13 protein-coding genes are annotated in these 16,438 nt (G+C 66.6%); 9 read left to right on the top strand and 4 right to left on the bottom strand.

What is annotated here, in order from left to right:
- Positions 1–30 precede the first annotated feature (30 nt).
- Genes ACVWWN_RS13265 through ACVWWN_RS13235 form a run of 7 tightly spaced genes read left to right on the top strand, consistent with a single transcriptional unit; the run spans position 31 to position 8,263 of the window.
- Entirely contained in the window at positions 31–159 is a 129-nt protein-coding gene (locus ACVWWN_RS13265; protein WP_457144313.1) for a hypothetical protein, read from the top strand.
- The gene (gene kdpF / locus ACVWWN_RS13260) at positions 156–245 is read left to right on the top strand and encodes a K(+)-transporting ATPase subunit F (RefSeq protein ID WP_457144312.1); all 90 of its coding nucleotides are present in this window, start codon (positions 156–158) and stop codon (positions 243–245) included. The genes ACVWWN_RS13265 and kdpF overlap by 4 nt, the downstream gene beginning before the upstream one ends.
- Positions 245–1,915, top strand: coding sequence for a potassium-transporting ATPase subunit KdpA (kdpA, locus tag ACVWWN_RS13255; RefSeq protein ID WP_457144311.1), 1,671 nt, complete (start codon positions 245–247; stop codon positions 1,913–1,915). The genes kdpF and kdpA overlap by 1 nt, the downstream gene beginning before the upstream one ends.
- Before the next feature lies 1 nt (position 1,916).
- Positions 1,917–4,100, top strand: coding sequence for a potassium-transporting ATPase subunit KdpB (kdpB, locus tag ACVWWN_RS13250; RefSeq protein WP_457144310.1), 2,184 nt, complete (start codon positions 1,917–1,919; stop codon positions 4,098–4,100).
- 1 nt (position 4,101) lies between these two features.
- A complete protein-coding gene (locus ACVWWN_RS13245) occupies positions 4,102–5,010 on the top strand; it encodes a potassium-transporting ATPase subunit C (RefSeq protein WP_457144309.1) in 909 nt (302 codons plus the stop codon).
- Between the two features lie 8 nt (positions 5,011–5,018).
- Entirely contained in the window at positions 5,019–7,577 is a 2,559-nt protein-coding gene (locus ACVWWN_RS13240) for a DUF4118 domain-containing protein (RefSeq protein ID WP_457144308.1), read from the top strand.
- Positions 7,574–8,263 carry a response regulator gene (locus tag ACVWWN_RS13235; RefSeq protein WP_457144307.1) on the top strand — a complete coding sequence of 230 codons (690 nt, stop codon included), beginning with the start codon at positions 7,574–7,576 and terminating at the stop codon, positions 8,261–8,263. Before ACVWWN_RS13240 ends, ACVWWN_RS13235 begins: the two co-directional genes overlap by 4 nt.
- Positions 8,264–8,292: 29 nt before the next feature.
- On the opposite strand, the gene ACVWWN_RS13230 is transcribed toward ACVWWN_RS13235, so the two are convergent.
- A complete protein-coding gene (locus ACVWWN_RS13230) occupies positions 8,293–9,918 on the bottom strand; it encodes a RecQ family ATP-dependent DNA helicase (RefSeq protein ID WP_457144306.1) in 1,626 nt (541 codons plus the stop codon).
- A 126-nt stretch (positions 9,919–10,044) separates the two neighbouring features.
- Positions 10,045–10,908: an alpha/beta fold hydrolase gene (locus ACVWWN_RS13225; RefSeq protein ID WP_457144305.1), complete on the bottom strand. Its 864-nt coding sequence runs from the start codon at positions 10,906–10,908 to the stop codon at positions 10,045–10,047.
- Between the two features lie 74 nt (positions 10,909–10,982).
- On the opposite strand from ACVWWN_RS13225, the gene ACVWWN_RS13220 reads away from it, so the two are divergent.
- Positions 10,983–12,854, top strand: a complete 1,872-nt coding sequence (locus ACVWWN_RS13220) for a propionyl-CoA synthetase (protein WP_457144304.1) — start codon at positions 10,983–10,985, stop codon at positions 12,852–12,854.
- A 6-nt stretch (positions 12,855–12,860) separates the two neighbouring features.
- On the opposite strand, the gene ACVWWN_RS13215 is transcribed toward ACVWWN_RS13220, so the two are convergent.
- On the bottom strand, positions 12,861–14,240 hold the full coding sequence (locus ACVWWN_RS13215; RefSeq protein WP_457144303.1) for an HNH endonuclease signature motif containing protein: 1,380 nt from the start codon (positions 14,238–14,240) through the stop codon (positions 12,861–12,863).
- 675 nt (positions 14,241–14,915) lie between these two features.
- Here ACVWWN_RS13215 and ACVWWN_RS13210 point away from each other — a divergent pair.
- The gene (locus tag ACVWWN_RS13210; protein ID WP_457144302.1) at positions 14,916–15,377 is read left to right on the top strand and encodes a DUF4383 domain-containing protein; all 462 of its coding nucleotides are present in this window, start codon (positions 14,916–14,918) and stop codon (positions 15,375–15,377) included.
- A 38-nt stretch (positions 15,378–15,415) separates the two neighbouring features.
- Here the strand turns inward: ACVWWN_RS13210 and ACVWWN_RS13205 are convergent, their stop codons facing one another.
- The gene (locus ACVWWN_RS13205; protein ID WP_457144301.1) at positions 15,416–16,363 is read right to left on the bottom strand and encodes a Ppx/GppA phosphatase family protein; all 948 of its coding nucleotides are present in this window, start codon (positions 16,361–16,363) and stop codon (positions 15,416–15,418) included.
- Between the last annotated feature and the right edge of the window lie 75 nt (positions 16,364–16,438).

Below are 16,438 nucleotides of genomic sequence, written 5' to 3'. Positions count from 1 at the left end.
TTGATGCCCTGAGCTGCACCGATTCTCTAAGTGGTCGACGAAATACGGCGACCCGTAAACGCTCAGGAGCACGACATGTCTTGGCTGGTCTTCACCGTGCTGACAGTGGCGATCTTCGCCCTGCTCGGCCTTGTTCAGAAGTTGGTCGAGGGACTGTGAGCTACGACAACCTGGTCGGCCTGGTGCTGTCGATTCTTCTCGCGCTGTTTCTCTTCGCCGCGCTGCTCTTCCCGGAGAGGTTCTAGTGACAGACACAACCGCCGGGATCCTTTTCCTCGCTTCAATGATCATCGGTCTGGCGGCCGTGCACGTGCCGCTGGGCGACTACATGTACCGGGTCTACACCAGCACGAAGGATTCGCGCCCCGAGCGCATCATCTACCGGTTGATCGGTGCCGACCCGAAAGCGGAGCAGACGTGGGGTGCCTACGCCCGGAGCGTGCTGGCCTTCTCTGCGATCAGCATCCTGTTCCTCTTCGTCCTGCAACTGGTGCAAGGCAAGCTGCCGCTGCAACTCAACGATCCGGCCACCCCGATGATCCCGGCGCTGGCCTGGAACACCGCCGTCAGCTTCGTCACGAACACCAACTGGCAGGCGTACTCGGGTGAGTCGACCCAGGGCCACCTGGTCCAGATGGCGGGCCTCACGGTACAGAACTTCGTCTCGGCAGCGGTCGGTATGGCCGTCGCGATGGCATTCATCCGCGGCCTCGCCCGCCGGAGCAGCGGCGAGCTCGGCAACTTCTGGGTGGATCTCGTCCGCGGGACCATCCGAATCCTGCTGCCGCTCTCGGTGATTGCGGCGATCATTCTGATCGCCGGTGGCGCCATCCAGAACTTCCACCTGCATGACCAGGTCATGAACACATTGGCCGGTGGCCAGCAGACGATCACCGGCGGCCCGGTGGCCAGCCAGGAAGCCATCAAGGAACTCGGGACCAACGGCGGCGGCTTCTACAACGCCAACTCCGCGCACCCGTTCGAGAACCCCAACTCGTGGACCAACTGGGTCGAGATATTCCTGCTGCTCCTTGTCAGCTTCTCACTGCCGCGCACCTTCGGCCGCATGGTGGAAAGCAAGAAGCAGGGCTACGCGATCGTCGCGGCCATGGGCGTGATCGCCACGTCCAGCGTCAGCCTGATGATGCTGTTCCAGCTGCAGCATCACGGCACCGTGCCCACCGCGATCGGTTCGGCGATGGAAGGCGTGGAACAGCGGTTCGGCGTGGCCGACTCCGCGGTATTCGCCGACGCTACGACGTTGACATCCACCGGCGCGGTCGACTCGTTCCACGACTCCTACACCAGCCTCGGCGGCATGATCACGATGTTCAACATGCAACTCGGCGAGGTCGCCCCCGGTGGCACCGGCTCTGGCCTCTACGGCATGCTCATCCTCGCGATCATCACCGTGTTCGTCGCAGGCCTGATGGTCGGGCGCACGCCCGAATATCTCGGCAAGAAGATCACACCGCGCGAGATCAAGCTGGCTGCAACATATTTCCTGATCACTCCGCTGATCGTGCTCACCGGCACCGCCGTTGCGATGGCGATGCCGGGCCAGCGGGCCAGCATGCTCAACTCCGGGCCGCACGGCCTGTCGGAAGTGCTTTACGCGTTCACCTCCGCGGCCAACAACAACGGATCGGCGTTCGCCGGTATCTCCGTGAACACCGAGTGGTACAACACGGCGCTCGGCCTGGCCATGGTGTTCGGCCGATTCCTGCCGATCGTCTTCGTACTGGCGCTGGCGGCGTCGCTCGCCAAACAGGGCAAGACGCCGGACTCCATCGGCACATTGCCCACCCATCGACCGCAGTTCGTCGGCATGGTCGCCGGTGTGACGTTGATCTTGGTCGCCCTCACCTTCCTGCCGATGCTCGCGCTCGGCCCGCTCGCTGAAGGAATTCACTGAAATGCCAAGTACCAAAACCTCACAAGTCGCCGACCGTCAGGCCAGCGTGACCGCCGGAACCGAACGTCACGCCGGCGCGACGTCGGGCGGACAGAAGCGGATTCAGGGCGGCCTGCTGGACCCCCGGATGTTGTGGAAGTCGCTGCCCGACGCGCTGCGCAAGCTGAATCCGCGCACGCTGTGGCGTAACCCGGTCATGTTCATCGTGGAGATCGGCGCGGCGTGGAGCACCATCCTCGCCATCGTCGAACCCTCCTGGTTTGCGTGGCTCATCGTGGTGTGGCTCTGGTTGACAGTCATTTTCGCCAACCTCGCCGAGGCGGTGGCCGAGGGCCGCGGCAAGGCGCAGGCCGAGACGCTGCGCAAGACCAAGACCTCGACCATGGCCCGGCGCCTGATCGACTGGCGGCCCGGCGCACCCGGCCGCGAAGAAGAAGTAGCCGCGCCGCTGCTCCAGCAGGGCGACATCGTGGTGGTCGAAGCCGGCCAGACGATCCCGGGTGACGGCGACGTCGTGGAAGGCATTGCCTCGGTCGATGAGTCGGCGATCACCGGCGAGTCCGCACCCGTCATCCGCGAATCCGGCGGTGACCGCTCGGCAGTCACCGGCGGCACCACGGTCCTGTCGGACCGCATCGTCGTCAAGATCACCCAGAAGCCGGGTGAGAGCTTCATCGACCGGATGATCGCTCTCGTCGAGGGGGCCAACCGGCAGAAGACCCCCAACGAGATCGCGCTGAACATCCTGCTGGCCTCGCTGACGATCATCTTCGTGTTCGCGGTGGCGACGCTGCAGCCGCTGGCCATCTTCGCCAAGGCCAACAATCCCGGCGTCCCGGACACGTTGTCGCTCACCCGCAACGGCGTGAGTGGCATCGTCATGGTGTCGCTTCTGGTCTGCCTGATCCCGACCACCATCGGTGCGCTGCTGTCGGCAATCGGCATCGCCGGAATGGACCGTCTGGTGCAGCGCAACGTGCTGGCCATGTCGGGTCGCGCGGTCGAAGCCGCGGGCGACGTCAACACCCTGCTGCTGGACAAGACCGGCACCATCACGCTGGGCAACCGGCAGGCCGCGGCATTCGTCCCGGTCACCGGCGTCTCCTCCGATCAGTTGGCGGATGCGGCGCAGCTGTCCAGCCTCGCCGACGAGACACCGGAAGGGCGCTCCATCGTCGTGTTCGCCAAGCAGGAGTACGGGCTTCGCGCCCGCACACCGGGCGAGCTGGACAAGGCGCGCTGGGTCGAGTTCACCGCCCAGACCCGGATGTCCGGCGTCGACCTGGAAGACGGTCACATGCTGCGCAAGGGCGCCGCGAGTTCGGTCGCGGACTGGGTGCGCGACCAAGGCGGCCGGGTGTCGACCGAACTCGGCGACATTGTCGACGGCATCTCCGCCGCGGGCGGCACTCCCCTGGTCGTCGGTGAGGTCGTTCAGGGTACCGCTTCGGTGCTGGGCGTCATCCACCTCAAGGACGTCGTCAAGCAGGGTATGCGGGAACGCTTCGACGAGATGCGCTGGATGGGCATCCGCACGGTGATGATCACCGGCGACAACCCGTTGACCGCCAAGGCCATTGCCGACGAGGCGGGTGTCGACGACTTCCTCGCCGAGGCCACGCCCGAAGACAAGATGGCCCTGATCAAGAAGGAGCAGGCCGGTGGCAAGCTGGTCGCGATGACCGGTGACGGCACCAACGACGCCCCGGCACTCGCCCAGGCCGACGTCGGCGTGGCGATGAACACCGGCACCTCGGCCGCCAAAGAGGCCGGCAACATGGTCGACCTCGATTCCGACCCGACCAAGCTCATCGAGATCGTCGAGATCGGTAAGCAGTTGCTGATCACGCGCGGGGCGCTGACGACCTTCTCGATCGCCAACGACATCGCGAAGTACTTCGCCATCATCCCGGCGATGTTCGTCGCGCTCTTTCCCGGCCTTGACCTGCTGAACATCATGCGGCTGCACAGCCCGCAGTCGGCGATCCTGTCCGCGGTGATCTTCAACGCGATCGTCATCGTCGCGCTGATCCCGCTGTCGCTGCGCGGTGTGCGCTACACACCGAGCAGTGCCTCAAAGCTGTTGAGCCGCAACCTCTACATCTACGGCCTCGGCGGCATCATCGCCCCGTTCATCGGCATCAAGCTGATCGACCTGGTCATCCAACTCTTCCCAGGAATGTGACATGAGATTCTCCAACATTGCTCGTCAACATTGGGCGGCGCTGCGCGCGCTGCTGGTGCTCACCGTGATCCTCGGTATCGCCTACCCGGTCTTCATCTGGCTGGTCGCCCAGATTCCGGGCCTGCGAGATCAGGCCAATGGGTCGATCATCGAAGCGAATGGAAAGCCGGTGGGCAGCAGCCTGATCGGGCAGTCGTTCACCGACAGCGACGGCAATCCGTTGCCGCAGTACTTCCAGAGCCGCCCGTCGGCGGCCGGCGACGGCTACGACCCGATGGCCACCAGTGCCAGCAACCTCGGTCCGGAGAGCATCGTGGACACCCCAGGTGACCCGACGCTGTCCGCCGATGACAACGGTTACAAGGCCAGCCTGTTAACCTTGGTGTGCTCGCGCAGCGTCGCGGTCGGCACGCTCGAGGGTGTGGACGGGGCGCGCCCCTTCTGCACCGGCGGCGGCGTCGGAGCCGTGCTGTCGGTCATCGGTCCCCGCGACGCCCGCGGCAACGTCATCCACCCGACCCAGGTAGTCAGCGTCAACGAACCGTGCAAGACGACGTCGACCCCGTTCCTCAACAGCTACGAGGGCGTGCGTGTCCAGTGCGCCAAGTTCGGCGACGACTACAGCATGGGTCAGATCGTACCGATCCGCGGCAGCGCCCCCGCCGACCCGCAGGTGCCCGCCGACGCCGTCACCGCCAGCGGTAGTGGGCTGGACCCGCACATCTCGATCGGCTATGCGGACATCCAGGTGAATCGGGTGGCCAAGGCGCGCGGTGTCAGTGCCGACCAGATCCGGCAGGCCGTAGCCGACCACAGCGACGGCCGGTGGCTCGGCTTTTTCGGTGAGCCCAGGGTCAACGTGCTCGAACTCAACCTGGAACTCGACCAGAAGTATCCGGCAAAGAGCTGACGTGACCGGTGGATGATGGGCGGGTGAGCACTCACCAGTACGCCGCCAAACGCGGGGAGCTGCGCATTTATCTGGGCGCAGCTCCCGGCGTCGGCAAGACGTACGCAATGCTCGGGGAGGCGCATCGCCGGCTGGAGCGCGGCACTGACCTTGTCGCCGCGGTCGTCGAGACGCACGGGCGCAAGAAGACCGCCGAACTGCTCGAAGGCATCGAGTCGGTGCCGCCCCGCTACCTCGAGTACCGCGGCAAGCGTTTCGCAGAGCTCGACGTGGACGCGGTGCTGCACCGCCGGCCACAGGTCGTATTGGTCGACGAGCTCGCCCACACCAACACCCCCGGCAGCAAGAACCCGAAGCGATGGCAGGACGTCGAGGAGCTCCTCGACGCGGGCATCACCGTGATATCGACGGTCAACGTGCAGCATCTGGAAAGCCTGAACGATGTCGTCACGCAAATCACCGGTATCGAGCAACAGGAGAAGGTGCCCGACGAGGTGGTGCGGGCGGCCGACCAGATCGAGCTCGTCGACATCACCCCGGAAGCGTTGCGGCGCAGGCTGGCTCACGGAAACGTCTACACTCCCGAGCGGATCGACGCGGCTCTGTCGAACTACTTCCGCCGAGGCAACCTGACCGCGTTGCGGGAGCTGGCGCTGCTCTGGTTGGCCGACCAGGTGGACGCGGCGCTGGAGAAGTACCGGGAAGAGAACAAGATCACCGAACCGTGGGAAGCGCGCGAGCGGGTGGTCGTCGCAGTCACCGGTGGATTCGAGTCGGAGACGTTGGTGCGCAGGGCATCCCGGATCGCTTCGAAGTCCAGCGCCGAGCTCATGGTGGTTCATGTGGTCCGTGGCGACGGCCTTTCCGGTGTCGCCGCCCCGCAGATGGGCAAGGTGCGCGAGCTGGCCAACAGTCTGGGCGCCACCCTGCACACGGTCGTGGGCGACGACGTGCCCGACGCCTTGCTGGATTTCGCACGCGAGATGAACGCCACCCAGCTGGTTCTGGGGACGTCGCGGCGGTCACGGTGGGCGCGCATGTTCGACGAGGGCATCGGCGCGTCGGTCGTGAAGCAGTCCGGGAAGATCGACGTGCACATGGTCACGCATGAGCAGGCCCGCCGCGGCCCCGCGTGGTCCGACTTGTCGACGAATCAGCGCCATGCGACGTCCTGGCTTGCCGCCCTTGTGGTTCCATCCGCGATCTGCGCGGTGGTCGTCTTCCTCGTCGACCCATATCTCGGTATCGGTGGCGAGAGTGCGATCTTCTTCATCGGCGTGCTCGTGGTGGCGCTGCTGGGTGGTGTCGCGCCCGCCGCGCTGTCCGCGCTGCTGTCCGGGTTACTGCTGAACTACTTCCTCGTCGACCCGAAGTACACGTTCACGATTGCCGAGCCCGACAGTGCGGTCACCGTCGTCGTGTTGTTGCTCGTCGCGGTAGCGGTGGCCGCCCTCGTCGATGGCGCGGCGGGCCGCGCGCGCGAGGCCCGCCGGGCGTCGCAGGAGGCCGAACTGCTCGCGCTGTTCGCCGGATCGGTGTTGCGGGGCGCAGACCTGGACACGTTGCTGGAAAGGGTGCGGGAGGCCTATTCGCAGCGCGCCGTCAGCCTGCTGCGCGAGGGGCTGCAGGGTCCCGTACCCGTTGGCTGTGTGGGCGACGACCCGTGTCTGGACACCGACACCGCCGACACCGCGATCGAGGTCGGTGACGACGAGTTCTGGTTGCTTATGGCCGGAAAGCGACTGGCCGCCCGCGACCGCAGGGTGCTGGGTGCGGTTGCCAAACAGGCGGCGGGACTGATTCGCCAACGCGAACTGACGGAGGAGGCCGGCCAGGCCGAAGCGATCGCGCAGGCCGACGAACTGCGCCGCTCGCTGCTGTCCGCCGTGAGCCACGACCTGCGGACACCACTGGCCGCCGCCAAGGCCGCGGTGTCCAGCCTCCGCAGCGACGACGTCGACTTCTCCGAGGAAGACACGGCGGAGCTACTGGCCACCGTCGAAGAGTCCATCGACCAGCTGACGGCGCTGGTAGGCAACCTGCTCGACTCCTCACGGCTGGCGGCCGGTGTCGTGCGTCCAGAGCTGCACCGGGTATACCTGGAGGAGACCGTGCAACGCGCGCTGCTCGGAATAAGCAAGGGCACCACTGGGTTTGGCCGACAAGGCGTAGATCGGGTGAAGGTGGAGGTGGACGGCAGCAATGACGGGGCGGTGGTAATGGCGGACAGCGGTCTGCTCGAACGTGTGTTGGCCAACCTCATCGACAATGCGCTCCGGTACGCGAAGGGCAGCCCCGTGCGCGTCACCGCCGGCCGCATCGGCGAACGGGTGCTGATCGCAGTCGTCGACGAGGGCCCGGGTATCCCGCGCGGGACCGAGGAGCAGATGTTCGCACCGTTCCAACGTCTCGGCGATCACGACACCAGCATCGGTGTCGGCCTCGGCCTTTCGGTCGCCCGCGGCTTCGTCGATGCGATGGGCGGCTCGCTGACCGCAAACGACACTCCCGGCGGCGGGCTCACCGTCGAGATCGACCTGGCTGCCCCGAAGGATCTGACCACATGACACCGAAGACCAGGGTCCTCGTCATCGACGATGAACCACAGATCCTGCGCGCGCTGCGAATCAATCTGTCGGTGCGGGGCTACGAGGTGACCACCGCGGCCACCGGCGCCGACGCGCTGCGCTCGGCCGCCGACCACCGACCCGACGTCATCGTGCTGGACCTCGGCCTGCCCGATATGTCCGGGATCGAAGTGCTCGAGGGAGTGCGCGGCTGGCTGAGCGCGCCGGTGATCGTGCTGTCGGCGCGCACCGATTCGTCGGACAAGGTCGAGGCACTCGACGCCGGCGCCGACGACTATGTCACCAAACCCTTTGGGATGGACGAGTTCCTCGCCCGACTTCGCGCCGCCGTGCGACGCGGCGCGGTGGCTTCCGAAACCGACGAACCGGTCATCGAGACGTCGTCGTTCACCGTCGATCTCTCCGTCAAGAAGGTGACGAAGAACGGCGACGAAGTGCACCTGACCCCCACCGAGTGGGGCATGCTCGAAATGCTGGTGCGCAACCGCGGCAAGCTGGTCGGCCGCGAGGAGTTGCTGAAGGAGGTATGGGGCCCGGCCTACGCCAAGGAGACGCACTACCTGCGGGTCTATCTCGCGCAGTTGCGACGCAAGCTGGAGAACGACCCGTCTCACCCGGTACATCTGTTGACCGAGGCGGGGATGGGCTACCGCTTCCAGCAGTGAGTATCTGGCGATCATCCGTTCGCCCAACGCTATGTTGGTGTGTCGAGCACCCGCAACACGGAACCGCCGCGAATCGCCTCGACCGAGAGCACCCGGTAGCCGTAGTAGTCGAACAGCACAGTGACCCGGTCCGAGTCACCCTGCAGCACGACGCCAGGCCCCCACTCCCGGTGTTCGACCCGTGTGCCCGGGGCGATCGCGGGTTCTCCGGCACTCGCCGCGTCCCCTTTGTCACGGCAGCGGTCACAGTTGCCGCACGGCACCGGCAGGTAGTCACCGAAGTAGGCGAGCAGGAATTGACGCCTGCAGTCGGGGGTTTCCGCGTACGACCGCATCATTTCGACCCGGGTGCGGTCCACGCGCGCACCGATCTCGGCCATCTCGATCGCGTCCTGGACCGCCGCCGCCACCGGCACGCCTGAAGCCGAGAAGCCGGACCGACCGGAGGTTACCGCCCCGGCCTGCTCGAGCAGGTTCACCGCAGATGTCAGACTGCGCCCGCGGACACCGAGTTCTTCGCGAAGCCCTGTGAGCCGCACCGGCCCCCGCCGGTCGATCACCGAATACACCTTGTGCAGCATGTCGTCATCGACGTGCCGGCCGGCGAAATACGTACCCAGCGACAGATCCTCGGCGCGGTAGAACAGGAGCGCATGGGCCACCTCGCCGTCGCGGCCCGCGCGTCCCATCTGTTGGTAGTAGGAGTCGATCGAGTCCGGGATCGACCCATGGACGACGAATCGCACGTTGGGCTTGTCGATTCCCATGCCAAAGGCCGAGGTGGCCGTCACCACGTCCACTTCGTCCGTCTGGAACCGTCGATGAACGTCGTTGCGGTGCGCCGAACTCATGCCGGCGTGGTAGGCGACCGCCGAGAGACCCCGCATCTCGAGCTGATCGGCATAGTATTCGGCGTCCTTGCGCGTGGCGCAATACACCAGTCCGGGCCGCGGCATGCCCTCGACCGCATCCGTGACGGCGCTTCGCTTTTCGGCGTCGGTAATGGACTGGCGCACTTCGAGAGCGATGTTCGGCCGGTCGAAGCCACCGGCGACGACCAGAGGTTCGCGCAGCCGCAGGAAGTCCACGACCTCGCGGCGGACCACGGCCGACGCCGTCGCGGTCAGCGCAGCCACCGGAGGCCTGCCCAGTTGGTCGATGGCGTCGGCCACTCTCAGATAGGTGGGCCGGAAGTCGTGGCCCCATGCCGACACGCAGTGCGCCTCGTCGACGACCACCAGCGACGGCTTCGCCGCGCGAAGTCTCGCCACGACGTCCTCTTTAATCAGCTGCTCCGGCCCGAGGAAGACATACCCGGCTCGGCCGTCGTCGATGTCGGCCCACGCCCGATCCAGCTCGCGCGTTTTCTGTCGCGAGTTGATGGCGACCGCCCGCGGCGCATCGGTGCTCTGCAACTGGGTGATCTGATCCTGCTGGAGGGCGATCAACGGTGAGATCACCAGCACGGGACCCTCCAACAACACCGCGGGCACCTGATAGATGGCCGATTTGCCCGAACCGGTGGGCATCACCGCCAGCACATCGCGGCCACCGACGATTGCGGTCATCGCTTCGAGTTGGTCGTCGCGCAGCGCTGCCCAACCGAAGACCCTGGCGGCGATTTCTTGAAGTTGGCTCACCGTGTCGTCAGGCACACAACGGTGCGGGTCCGCCGAAGTGGGGGCCAAATCCGATCCCCCTCGACGCGCCGCTCACCAATGCGAGATCGTTCACCATGGTCGTGGGCTACCCGGCCGACGGGGCGCCAAACACGATCAGCGTCAGTGGCGAGTCTCCTCGGCGAGCGCAATGAGCTTTGCGCGCACCAGTTCTGGCCGCTCATCGACAATGAAGTGGGAGGCGTCGACCGTTTCCAGCGTGTAGTCGTCGGCCCTGGCCGTCTCGGCGGCCGCCAGCGATACGTGAATCGCCGTGTCCCCGCTACCGAACAACGCGCGGATCGGGATCGTCGCGCGCCGCTTCTCGGGCCGCCGGGCACCGCTCGGGATCTCCCTAAGCAGGAACGTCCGGTAGGTGTCACGTCCCGCGCGGGCCACCGCCGGATCGCGGAACCGATCCGAATAGACGCGGGCGGTCTGCGGATCCAATCTCGATCCGACCTTGAAGGCGAGGTCGACGAACCCGGTTCGCGTCTGCACCGGCACTCCCAGCGCGGCGATGAGCGGCTGATACTTCAGGAAGGGCGCGAAGTGCGGCAACAGGATCCGCGCGGTCACCCATGGGTGCGCCATGTTCAGCGCGAGGTAGCCGTCGAACCGTTCCGGGGAGCGCAGAACCATGAGATATCCGACGAAGCCGCCCCAGTCATGCCCTACCAGAAGGACGCGGTCCAGCCCGAGCGCATCGAGAAGAGCCAATACGTCGCTCGCGACGTCCTCCTTGGCCCAGCGGTGCGGAGCGGGCCCCGACCAGCCGTAGCCCGGCAGGTCGGGAGCGATGATCCGCAGTCCTGGCGGCGGCTCGGCCAGCAGATCCCGGTACGCCCAGTGGTGCTGCGGCCAGCCGTGCAGTGCAACGACGGGTCGCCCGTCTGCCGGGCCCGACTCGGTGACATGAAATCGCACGCCGCGGGCCTCGACGAATGATCGGCGCACCCCTGGGATCGGCGGCGGTTCGGCTGTCACCATGACTCCTCGCGCAAACGTTGGTCGATCACCAATCGGACTATAAGCGACCGTTCTCGCGCTACCGTGCGGGTATGGCCGGATATCGGGCACTCTTCGACGCCAGCATCTCCGATCCGACGGCCTTCTGGGCCGATGCCGCGCGGGCGGTGACGTGGACTCGCGAGCCACAACGGATCCTCGACGACTCCAATCCCCCGTTCTACCGATGGTTTCCCGACGGCGAGCTGAACACCTGCGTCAACGCGCTGGATCGCCACGTCGACGGCGGGCGCGCCGAGCAGGCCGCGCTGATCTACGACTCGCCGGTGACGGGTTCACAGCGCACCTACACCTACCGGGAACTGCTGGACGAGACCGCGCGCTTCGCCGGTGCGCTGCGCGGACTGGGTGTCGGCAAGGGCGACCGGGTGGTGATCTATCTGCCGATGGTCCCCGAGGCGATCATCGCGATGCTCGCGTGCGCCCGCCTGGGTGCCGTGCACTCGGTGGTCTTCGGCGGCTTTGCGGCCAATGAGCTGGCAGCGCGGATCGACGACGCCAAACCGGCCGTCATCGTTTCGGCCTCCTGTGGTATCGAGCCGACGCGCACCGTCGACTACAAGCCGATGCTCGACGCGGCCCTCGAGATCGCCGAGCATGCCCCGCCGGTCTGCGTGATCTTGCAGCGCGAGCAGCGTCCGTGCGCATTGACGGCGGGCCGGGACCTGGACTGGCGCGAACTGGTGGCGAATGCCGAACCGGCGGAAGCGGTTCCCGTCGCGGCGACCGACCCGCTCTACGTGCTGTACACCTCGGGCACCACCGGTAAGCCCAAAGGCATCATCCGCGACAACGGCGGGCATGCGGTGGCGCTGCTGTGGACCATGCGACACCTGTACGACACCAACCCCGGCGACGTCTACTGGGCCGCATCCGATGTCGGCTGGGTGGTCGGCCACTCGTACATCGTGTACGGCCCGCTCCTGCTCGGCGCGACGACGGTGCTCTACGAGGGCAAACCCGTCGGGACACCCGATGCCGGCGCGTTCTGGCGGGTGGTCTCCGAGCACGGGGTCAAGGCGGTGTTCACCGCGCCGACCGCGATCCGGGCCATCAAGAAGGAAGACCCCGACGGCCTCCACCTAGGGAAATACGACCTGTCCAGCCTGCGGTATCTGTTCCAGGCCGGCGAGCGCCTGGATCCCGGCACCTACGAATGGGCTTCGGAGAAGTTGGGTGTCCCCGTCGTCGATCACTGGTGGCAGACCGAGACGGGCTGGGCAATCGCGGGCAACCCGATGGGCGTCGAGCCGATGCGCACGAAGCCGGGCTCGGCGACCCTGCCGATGCCCGGCTACGACGTGCGGATCCTGCGGCCCGACGGTTCGGAGTGCGACCCTAACGAAGAGGGCGCGATCTGCGTCAAGCTGCCCTTGCCGCCGGGCACCTTGCCGACCTTGTGGGGCGCGGACGACCGCTACGTCTCCTCGTACCTGTCGGCGTTCCCCGACCACTACCTCACCGGCGACGGCGGTTACATCGACGAGGACGGCTATCTCTTCGTCATGGGCCGCACCGACGATGTGATCAACGTGGCGGGCCATCGGATGTCGACCGGATCCATCGAAGCCGTGCTGGCCGGCCATCCCGCCGTCGCCGAATGTGCGGTGATCGGTGTCGCCGACGAGATCAGGGGCCAGGTGCCCCGGGGATTCGTCGTGCTGAAATCGGGTGCAACCGCCGATCGCCTCGCCGAGGAGCTCGTCGAGGCCGTTCGCCAAAAGATCGGTGCCGTAGCGTGTTTCAAGCAGGTCGATGTCGTGCCGGGACTTCCCAAGACGCGCTCCGGCAAGATCCTGCGCAAGACCATGCGCAGCATCGTCGACGGTCGCGACGAACCGCTGCCGTCGACCATCGAGGACCCTGCGGTGATCGATGCGCTCAAGCCAATCCTCTTGCGCTGATCTCGGTTACGGATCGTCGTCGTCTTGTTTCCCGTCGTTGTCGGGTAGTAGGTAGCGCTGGGGGTGGTGGTAGTTGTTGATCCGGGTTTGTCCGGTGTCCAGTTGTGGGGGTGGGAGCCATTCGGTGCGGCCGTCGTTGCGTTTGCGGGTGTTCCAGCCGCCGGGTTTGACGCGGCGGTTGTCCGGGCCGCAGGCCAGGGTGAGGTCGGTGATGTTGGTTTGGCCGCCCTGGCCCCAGTCGGCGGTGGCGTGGTGGACCTGGGAGTGGTAGGCGGGGGCGGTGCAGCCGGGGAAGGTGCAGCCGCGGTCCTTGCTGTAGAGCACGATCCGTTGAGCCTTCGACGCCAGGCGCCGGGCCCGGCCCAGATACAGCGGCTCTTCGGTGTGGTGGTCGAACACCGCCAGATAGTGGTGGGCGGCGCCGGCTTGGCGGATCACCTCTGACATCGGCAGCAGGCTGCCCCCGCCGGTCACCGCGTGCCCGGCCGCTGATTGCAGCTCTTGGAGGGTGGTGGAGATGACCAGGGTGACCGGCAGCCCGTGGTGGCTGCCCAGCTGCCGCGAGGCCAGCAGCGCCCGGCCCATCGCGGTCAGCGCGTCGTGGTTGCGTTGGCCTTGGGTGCGGGTGTCGCCCTGGGTGGCCTCGATTGAGGGGGCCCCGTCCACACAGGGGGTGTCGTCGTCGGGGTGGCACATGCCGGGGGCGCCCAGTTTGGCGATCACCGCATCCAGCACGGCGCGGCCCTGCGGGTCGAGGCGGCCGCGGACCTCGCTCATCCCGTCGGGCTGCTGCGGGCCCAGGTGCAGGTAGCGGCGCCGGGCCCGGTCGGCGTCGGACAGTGTGCCGTCCTGATCCAGCAGTGCCGCCAGCCGGTCGGCGGCCGCGCGGAGTTCGTCGGGGTTGACCTCGGCGGCGATGTCGGCCAGCTGCGCTTCGGCCAGGCCCCGGGTTTCGGGGTCGACGAAGGACGGCAGCGTGGTGAAGAACTTGCGAATCTTTTTGACGTGTTCGGCGCCGATGCGGCCCTGCTGCTGGGCGGCGGCCGTGGCCGGCAGCACCGGAGCCAACACCTCACCGGTCAGGGTGTGCCGCGGCGCCAGATCCCGGGCCAGCCGGACCCGACCGGCGGCCTCGTCCTTGGTGATCCGCAACAACGTGGCCAGCGCGGCCGCGGGCGTCGGCGCCCCCAACTCGGCGACCGGGGCCGCGGCCAGCGCCGCCACCAGCCGATGCCCCAGGGCGGCTTGGCGGCGGACCAGGGTCTCCCACTGATACGTCAGGGCCAGCTGATCGGCGGTGCTGAGCATCTCCAGCGGCTCGGCCAACAACGCATCCAGCTCGGCGCTCATCGCCGCGACCCGCTTGGCCACCACCCCCAACCCCATACTTCGAACACTAGTGCGACCCACCGACAAATCCGGGCCCCACCGACCCCTGAAACCAAAGTGACACAAGTGAATTCATGCTCGGAGATCACGCGTTAACCACCACGCTTCCCGGTGCTGGTCCCAGCCAAGCCTTCAGCCGCGAGATCCTGTCATTCATTCGCGACCTCGACCGTCCCGGAATTCACAGCTGTCAACCGGATTCCGGATACCCGCGTTTACACCGAAAAGGCCATCGAGATGAGCAGGCCCCGGAAAACCGGATACCAACGGTCATCGGCCAGGGATATCCGATTCGTCCAAACCTGCGCAGGCACAAGCCTCGACGGCGCGGCGCCACGGGTGCGGCGGACCATTATTTCCGATGTGCAGCGAACTATTGTCAAATCGTCATATGTTGATATGCGTCGGCGCTACCGAACTCTGCTCCCACCTCGACAGGCGGTCAGAGCTACAGAGGAGTTGATCTGCGATGCGAGTATCAGAAGCCAAGGCGGGCTCGGGCTGTTCGTGCCATTGCAACGCCTGCGACAGCGGCCATCACTGCGGAAACCCGCCCAACTGCAACATCAGAAGGTAGTTCGAGGACGCCTTCGCCTGGCAGGTTAAGGGCTAGCGGACCGGGGTATTTCCTCTACCAACGCGTCAGTACGTGTTGGGCGAGGAGGCCTGGTGATGGCAAAGAGGCCCAAGGTGATGGCTGTTCAGGCGGCGGCGGTGCTGGTAGGGGCCGGTTTCCTGGTCCTCGGCGTGTTGGGTTTCATCCCGGGCGTGACCACCGGCTACGAGCACCTCGCCTGGGCCGGACACCACTCCGGGGCCAGATTGTTCGGGGTCTTCGCCATCTCCGGCCTGCACAATATCCTGCATCTGGCGTTCGGTGTGGCCGCGTTCGGATGCGCGCGCACCTACGCTGGGGCGCGGGCCTACCTGCTCGGCGGCGGGTTCATCTATCTCGGCCTGTGGGTGTACGGGCTCGTCATCGACCTCGCCGGCAGAGCCAACTTCATGCCGCTCAACGGGGCTGACAATTGGCTCCATCTCGGTCTCGGCGTACTCATGATGCTGCTGGGCGTCACGCTGGCCGGGCAGCACGACCCGACCAAACGGCGCGTGCGCGCGAAGGTTCGCGCCTGAACTCGACGAAAAGACCGGCGATTCAGCTGGTTTGGCGGCTAGGCGATCGAGAGCGCGATGCCGTCGAGGATGTCGTGCTCGCTGACCACCAACTCGTTGATGCCGGCGCGCTGGCGCAGCGCATCCGCCAACTCCTCGACGATGATCGCCCCGCCGCCGATCACATCGACGCGGCCCTCGTGCATGGGACCGAGCACGGCCCGCTGCCGACGCGTCATCGCGATCAGCTGGTCGCACACTCCCAGCAGATCTCCGAAGCCCACGCGCGACAGGTGGATGGCCTGCGCGTCGTAGGTCGTCATGTGTGCCGCCAGCGCCGCCAGCGTGGTCATCGTGCCGGCCACGCCCACCCAGGTGTGGGCCTTTTCGACGGGCACCACCCGTAGCGCTTCGCCGAGTCCGTCCCGCACTACCTCCCGAGCGGCGGCGATCTCGACCGCGGTCGGTGGGTCCGAATGCAAGCACCGTTCCGTCAGCCGCACACAGCCGATATCCGCGGAGAAGCTGGACTCGACGCCGTCCTCGGCCCGTTCGCCAAGCACCACCTCCGTCGACCCGCCGCCGAGATCAACGACCACGAAAGGCGCTGAGGCCGAGTCTAATTCGCCAACCGCCCCGCGAAAAGAAAGCGCCGCTTCCTCGGCGCCGGTGATCACCTCGGCGACCGCCCCCCGGATCACCGCGCCGAGCACCTCGGCAGTCATGGTGAAGAACTCGTCGCGGTTCGCGACGTCGCGCGCCGCCGACGTCGCGACCATCCGGACATCGGACACGTCGAAATCGCGGAGCAGTCGGGCGTAATCGGACAGCGCCGCCTGCGTGCGGCCCAGGGCGTCCGGCGCGAACTCTCCGGTGGCGTCGACACCCTGACCCAACCGGACGATACGCATTTCGCGGTGCACATCGCGCAGCCGACCGTCGATCTTGTCCGCGATCAGCAGTCGGATCGAGTTCGTACCGCAGTCGACGGCGGCAACCCTGCTCATGCCTCGACTCCCACTCGCTCCGGTCCTCGCTCGTCCCTCGCTGCGGTCCTCACTCGCGCTCGCCTTCGGGCCTCA

The organism is Mycobacterium sp. URHB0021, from assembly GCF_054057895.1.
This window is presented reverse-complemented; position numbering and strand designations above follow the sequence as displayed.